General features: G+C 71.1%; 6 protein-coding genes. 4 read left to right on the top strand and 2 right to left on the bottom strand.

Features of this window, described 5'->3' with window-relative positions; genetic code table 11:
- Together VGD85_RS10015 and VGD85_RS10010 are read left to right on the top strand one after the other, a co-directional pair.
- Positions 1 to 432: aldehyde dehydrogenase family protein (locus VGD85_RS10015; RefSeq protein WP_331063307.1), on the top strand; the 432-nt coding region annotated here is incomplete at its 5' end.
- On the top strand, positions 432 to 665 hold the full coding sequence (locus VGD85_RS10010; protein ID WP_331063306.1) for a hypothetical protein: 234 nt from the start codon (positions 432 to 434) through the stop codon (positions 663 to 665). The genes VGD85_RS10015 and VGD85_RS10010, both read left to right, overlap by 1 nt.
- Here the strand turns inward: VGD85_RS10010 and VGD85_RS10005 are convergent.
- The gene (locus VGD85_RS10005) at positions 650 to 1,132 is read right to left on the bottom strand and encodes a DUF2505 domain-containing protein (RefSeq protein ID WP_331063305.1); all 483 of its coding nucleotides are present in this window, start codon (positions 1,130 to 1,132) and stop codon (positions 650 to 652) included. The two genes, VGD85_RS10010 and VGD85_RS10005, sit on opposite strands and share 16 nt — an antisense overlap.
- Positions 1,132 to 1,611 carry a DUF2505 domain-containing protein gene (locus tag VGD85_RS10000; RefSeq protein WP_331063304.1) on the bottom strand — a complete coding sequence of 160 codons (480 nt, stop codon included), beginning with the start codon at positions 1,609 to 1,611 and terminating at the stop codon, positions 1,132 to 1,134. The genes VGD85_RS10005 and VGD85_RS10000 overlap by 1 nt, the downstream gene beginning before the upstream one ends.
- Positions 1,612 to 1,644: 33 nt before the next feature.
- Here VGD85_RS10000 and VGD85_RS09995 point away from each other — a divergent pair, with 33 nt between their 5' ends.
- Positions 1,645 to 2,448, top strand: coding sequence for a tryptophan 2,3-dioxygenase family protein (locus VGD85_RS09995; protein ID WP_331063303.1), 804 nt, complete (start codon positions 1,645 to 1,647; stop codon positions 2,446 to 2,448).
- 104 nt (positions 2,449 to 2,552) lie between these two features.
- Positions 2,553 to 5,643: NAD-glutamate dehydrogenase (locus tag VGD85_RS09990; RefSeq protein ID WP_331063302.1), on the top strand; the 3,091-nt coding region annotated here is incomplete at its 3' end.

Raw genomic sequence — 5,643 nt, 5'->3', positions numbered from 1 at the left:
CTCGACGACTCGGTCGGCTGGTTCGTGAACCCGACGGTCGTCGAGGGCGGCGACCCGACCGACGAGATGTTCTCCACCGAGTACTTCGGGCCGATCCTCGCGCTGCACGTCTACGAGGACGGCGACTTCGAGCGGGTCGTGCGGGCGATGGAGTCGAGCTCGCCGTACGCGCTGACCGGGTCGATCATCGCCCAGGACCGGCGGGCCATCGCCTGGGCGCAGAACGAGCTGCGGTTCGCCGCCGGCAACTTCTACATCAACGACAAGCCGACCGGCGCCGTCGTGGGCCAGCAGCCGTTCGGCGGCGGCCGGGCCAGCGGAACCAACGACAAGGCCGGCGCCGCGTCGAACCTGCTGCGCTGGACCTCGCCGCGCTCGATCAAGGAGACGTTCGTGCCGCCGACCGACTACCGCTACCCCCACCTGGGCTGATGCTCTCCGCCCACCTGATCGCCCTGCACATGGGGTCGCTGCACCCCATCGAGCAGGCGCTCACGGTCTTCTTGGCGTTCGGTCCGTTCGTCCTGCTCGGCCTCGTGGTCTGGCTGCGACGACGGGCCGAGCGCCGGGAGGACGCAGCGGCCGAGCACGCCGCGGCCGGCCAGCCGGCCGGCGCGGGGGGCGGCCAGGGGGGCGGCCAAGAGGACGGTCAGGCCGACAGGTAGCGGGCCCCGACCTTCTCCTCGGCGACCAGCGCCTTGCGGAGCAGGTCGGAGACCAGGCCCTCGATCTTGCCGCCGACCAGCGGCAGGCTGACCTTGATCTCCACGTCCACGGTCTCCACCGTGGTGCCGCCGGTCTCGACGAGCGTGATGGTGCCCTCCATGTGTCCGGGCTTGCCGGGGATCGTGACGTGCAGCTGCGCGCGGTCGGGTGCCGACCAGTCCTCGCGCTGGACGATCTCGATCTCCTCACCCACGAACTTCTTCGCGAACGACGGGATCCGCTCGGTGGGCTGGACCTGCTCGACGAGCACGCTCATCGTGTCCCCGGACCGGTCGATCTCGACGTCGGCTCGCAGCACGTGCTGGTACTCGCAGACCTGCTCGCGGAAGCGCGCGTCGGCGAGCATCTCGACCACGGCGGCCAGCGGGGCCTCGTAGGTCATCTGGTGGTGCAGTCGCCGCGACATCAGCGGCCCGCGAGGTAGTCGATGCCGACGCCGTGCTCGGCGTCCATGCCCGCGGTCACCTTGTCGGCGAGCAGCTTCTCCAGCTTGCCGCCGATCAGCGGCACCCTGACCTTGATCTCCAGCTCCACGACCTCGCGGGTGCCGGCGCCGTCCGGGGTCAGGGTGATCGTGCCCTTGAGCGTCGACGGCTTGCCGGGCGTGTCGATCTGCAGCGTCCCGCCGCTGGGATCGGCCCACTGCTCGCGCTGGATGGCGCGGGTCGAGGCGCCGGCGAAGGTGCGCGCGAACGACGGCAGGTCGTCGGTGCGCTGCTCCTGGTCGACGCTCAGTGTGAAGCCGGCACCCTCGCGCTCGAGGGTCACCTCGGCCGAGATCACGTCCTGGGCGGCGCAGGCCGCCCGCCGGAACTCGGGGTCGGCCAGCATCTCGAAGACCGCCGCCGGCGGGGCGTCGTAGGCGAGCTCGTGTCGGAACTTCATGGGCCAATTAACGCACGGCCTAGGGTGCGGGTCATGAGTGAGAACTTCGTGTCGTTCGGGGAGCAGGGCGCGCAGCTGACCTACGGCAGCTACCTGCGGCTGCCGCAGCTGCTCGACGCCCAGCACCTCGAGTCGGACCCGCCCGCGCACGACGAGCTGCTGTTCATCACCATCCACCAGGTCTACGAGCTGTGGTTCAAGCAGCTGCTCCACGAGGTGTCGGCCGCTCGCGACGCGATGCTCGGCGGCGAGGCCGGCGGCCGGCTGTGGTGGGCCCAGCACCTGCTCACCCGGGTGCACGTGATCGAGCGGGTGCTGGTCCAGCAGATCGACGTCCTGGAGACGATGACCCCGCAGGACTTCCTGGAGTTCCGCCAGCGGCTCGCCCCGGCCAGCGGCTTCCAGTCGGTGCAGTTCCGCGAGCTGGAGTTCCTCTCCGGCGCCAAGGACCCGGCGTACGTCGAGCGCTTCCGCGGCATCACGCCCGCGGAGAAGGAGCGGCTCGACACCCGGCTCGATGAGCCCACGCTGTGGGACGCGTTCGTGACGATGCTGCGCTCCTTCGGGCTGGCGGCCGGGTCCGACGAGGAGATCTCGGCCTCGCTGCGCACGGCGGCCCACGACCGGTCCCGCTACGCGGTCGTGTGGGCGCTCTCCGAGGCCCTGCTGCAGCACGACGAGCTGGCCGCCAACTGGCGGGCGCGGCACGTGGTGATGGTCGAGCGGATGATCGGCAGCAAGTCGGGCACGGGCGGTTCGAGCGGCTCGACGTACCTCCGCTCCCGGCTGCCGGTGCAGTACTACCCGCTGCTGTGGGGGCTGCGCTCCGAGCTCTGAGCGACCCGCGCCCGCGGCGATCCGGACCGGGCCTCGGACGTCGGTGGACGTGGCTCGGCGGGGCGGAGTTGGTGGACGGGCGGTGGCGTCCTAATGTCGGTCCCGTGTCAACGACGACGCGTGAGCAGGACCTGTCCGAGCTGCTGGCCGGAGCGATCGCCTTGGGCGAGAGCGCCGAGGATCCGGGCGGTCCGCCGCGCGAGGACGTCGCCGAGCTGATCCGCACCTACTACCGGCACATCGCGGCCGAGGACGTGGGCGACCGCTCCGACGCCGACCTGTACGGCGCGTTCGCCTCCCACTACCGGTTGGCCGCCGAGCGGCCCCAGGGCACCGCGCGGGTGCGGGTCTCGACCCCCAGCCCGAGCGCCGAGGGCTGGTCGGCCGGCCGCCGCTCGGTCGTCGAGGTGGTCGTCGACGACATGCCGTTCCTGGTCGACTCGCTGACGATGGAGCTCTCCCGGCAGCTGCACGACGTGCACCTGGTCGTGCACCCGCTCTTCGACGTCGACCGCGACATCACCGGGGCCCTGCGCGAGGTGCGGCCCGTCGACGACGGCGCCGGGTCGGCCGGGCGCGAGCTCGCCCGCGAGTCCTGGATGCACGTCGAGATCGACCGCGTCGCCGACGCCGAGGACCTCGCGGTGATCGCGGACGCGATCCAGCGGGTGCTGCGCGACGTGCGCGAGTCGGTCGAGGACTGGTCGAAGATGCACGCCCAGGTCGCCGACATCGTGCACGAGCTCACCGTCCACCCGCCCGCCGACGTCGACCCCGACGAGGTGCGCGAGGCCCGCGACCTGCTGCAGTGGCTCGCCGAGGACCACTTCACGTTCCTCGGCTACCGCGAGTACCACCTCGAGCGGCACGAGGACGGCGAGCACCTCCGCGGGGTCCCCGGCACCGGCCTGGGCATCCTGCGCCCCGACCAGGACATGTCGCGGTCCACCGGACTGCTCCCCGCAACCGCGGCCGCCAAGGCCCGGGAGAAGACCGTCCTGGTGCTCACCAAGGCCAACTCGCGGTCCACCGTGCACCGCCCGGCGTACCTCGACTACGTCGGCGTCAAGAAGTTCGAGAACGGCGAGGTCGTCGGCGAGCGCCGGTTCCTGGGCCTGTTCTCGAGTGCCGCATACACCGAGTCGCTGACCCGGATCCCGCTGCTGCGCGACCGCGCGGCCGCCGTGCTCAAGCGGATCGGCTTCTCGCCGCAGAGCCACGACGGCAAGGCGCTGATGGACACCCTCGAGACCTATCCGCGCGACGAGCTGTTCCACACCTCCGTCGACGAGCTGGCACCGATGGCCGAGGCCGCGATGCACGCCCGCGAGCGCCGCCAGCTGAAGATGTTCATCCGGCGCGACACCTACGGCCGCTATGTCTCGGTGCTCGTCTACCTGCCGCGCGATCGCTACAACACCGCGGTCCGCGAGCGGTTCTCCGACATCCTGCGCGAGAGCCTCGGCGGCGACACGGTGGAGTTCACCGTGCGGCTCACCGAGTCGACGACCGCGCGCGTGCACTTCGTCGTCCACCCGCCCAAGGGCGCGTCGATCCGCGACGTCGAGACCGCCGACCTCGAGCGCCGCCTCACCGACGCGTCGCGGTCCTGGAGCGACGACTTCGCGGCCGCCGTGCTGGAGGAGTACGGCGAGGAGCTCGGCGCGTGGATGGTCCGCCGCTACCAGGACTCCTTCCCGGAGGCCTACAAGGAGGACTTCAACGCGCGGACCGGCGCGACGGACCTCGGGCGGCTCGAGGCGATGGCGGTCGGCGAGTCCGGCGCCGCCATCGACCTCTCGATCTACCAGGACCTCGACGACGGCCAGGGCCAGGCCCGGCTGAAGGTGTTCCGCATCGGGCCGGCGCTCTCGCTCTCCGAGGTGCTGCCGATGCTGTCCTCGATGGGCGTCGAGGTCGTCGACGAGCGGCCCTACGAGCTCGACGGGCTCGGGCGCCCGACGTACATCTACGAGTTCGGCCTGCGCTACGACCGGGCGCTCCCGGACAACTCGCGCGAGCTGTTCGAGGACGCGATCCGGGCCGTGTGGGACGGCCACAACGAGATCGACGGGTTCAACGCCCTGGTGCTGGGTGCGGGCCTGACCTGGCGCCAGGCGACGGTGCTGCGTGCGTACGCGAAGTACATGCGCCAGGGGAACTCCCCGTTCGCGCTGGACTACATCCACGACGCGCTGCGCAACAACGTCGACATCACCCGGCTGCTGGTGCTGCTGTTCGAGATCCGCTTCGACCCGAGCGCCGACCTGAGCCGCGCCGGCGAGATCGAGGAGCGCATCACCCGGGCGCTCGACGACGTCGTCAGCCTCGACCACGACCGGATCCTGCGCTCCTACCTCGCCCACATCCGGGCGACCCTGCGCACCAACTACTTCCAGGAGCCCAGCGAGGGCGGCGTCCGCTCCTACATCTCCTTCAAGCTCGACCCGTCCGGGGTGCCGGACCTGCCCGAGCCGCGGCCGCGGTTCGAGATCTTCGTGTACTCCCCGCGCGTGGAGGGCGTGCACCTGCGCTTCGGCGCGGTCGCCCGCGGTGGCCTGCGCTGGTCGGACCGCCGCGACGACTTCCGCACCGAGGTGCTCGGCCTGGTCAAGGCGCAGATGGTGAAGAACACCGTGATCGTGCCGGTCGGCGCGAAGGGCGGGTTCTTCTGCAAGCAGCTGCCTCCCCAGAGTCCAGCAGGGTCCTCGGACCGCGACGCCTGGCTGGCCGAGGGGGTCGCCTGCTACAAGACCTTCATCTCCGGGCTCCTGGACATCACCGACAACCTCGTCGACGGGCAGACCGTGCCCCCCGAGCGGGTCGTGCGCCACGACGGCGACGACTCCTACCTGGTCGTCGCGGCCGACAAGGGCACCGCGACGTTCTCCGACATCGCCAACGGTGTGGCGAAGGACTACGGCTTCTGGCTCGGCGACGCGTTCGCGAGCGGCGGCTCTGTCGGCTACGACCACAAGGCGATGGGCATCACCGCGCGCGGTGCCTGGGTCGCGGTGCAGCGACACTTCCGCGAGCGCGGGATCGACTGCCAGGCCGAGGACTTCACCTGCGTCGGCATCGGCGACATGTCCGGCGACGTGTTCGGCAACGGGATGCTCTGCTCCGAGCACATCCGCCTGGTCGCCGCCTTCGACCACCGCGACATCTTCCTCGACCCGAGTCCCGACGCGGCGG

It is taken from the genome of Nocardioides sp. (genome assembly GCF_036401255.1).
Taxonomy (GTDB): Bacteria; Actinomycetota; Actinomycetes; order Propionibacteriales; family Nocardioidaceae; genus Nocardioides.
This window is presented reverse-complemented; position numbering and strand designations above follow the sequence as displayed.

Excerpts from the sequence above, each read along its gene's own strand:
- VGD85_RS10010 (WP_331063306.1), top strand. The coding sequence starts at position 432 with ATGCTCTCCGCCCACCTGATCGCCCTGCACATGGGGTCGCTGCACCCC.
- VGD85_RS10005 (WP_331063305.1), bottom strand. The coding sequence starts at position 1,132 with ATGTCGCGGCGACTGCACCACCAGATGACCTACGAGGCCCCGCTGGCC.
- VGD85_RS10000 (WP_331063304.1), bottom strand. The coding sequence starts at position 1,611 with ATGAAGTTCCGACACGAGCTCGCCTACGACGCCCCGCCGGCGGCGGTC.
- VGD85_RS09995 (WP_331063303.1), top strand. The coding sequence starts at position 1,645 with ATGAGTGAGAACTTCGTGTCGTTCGGGGAGCAGGGCGCGCAGCTGACC.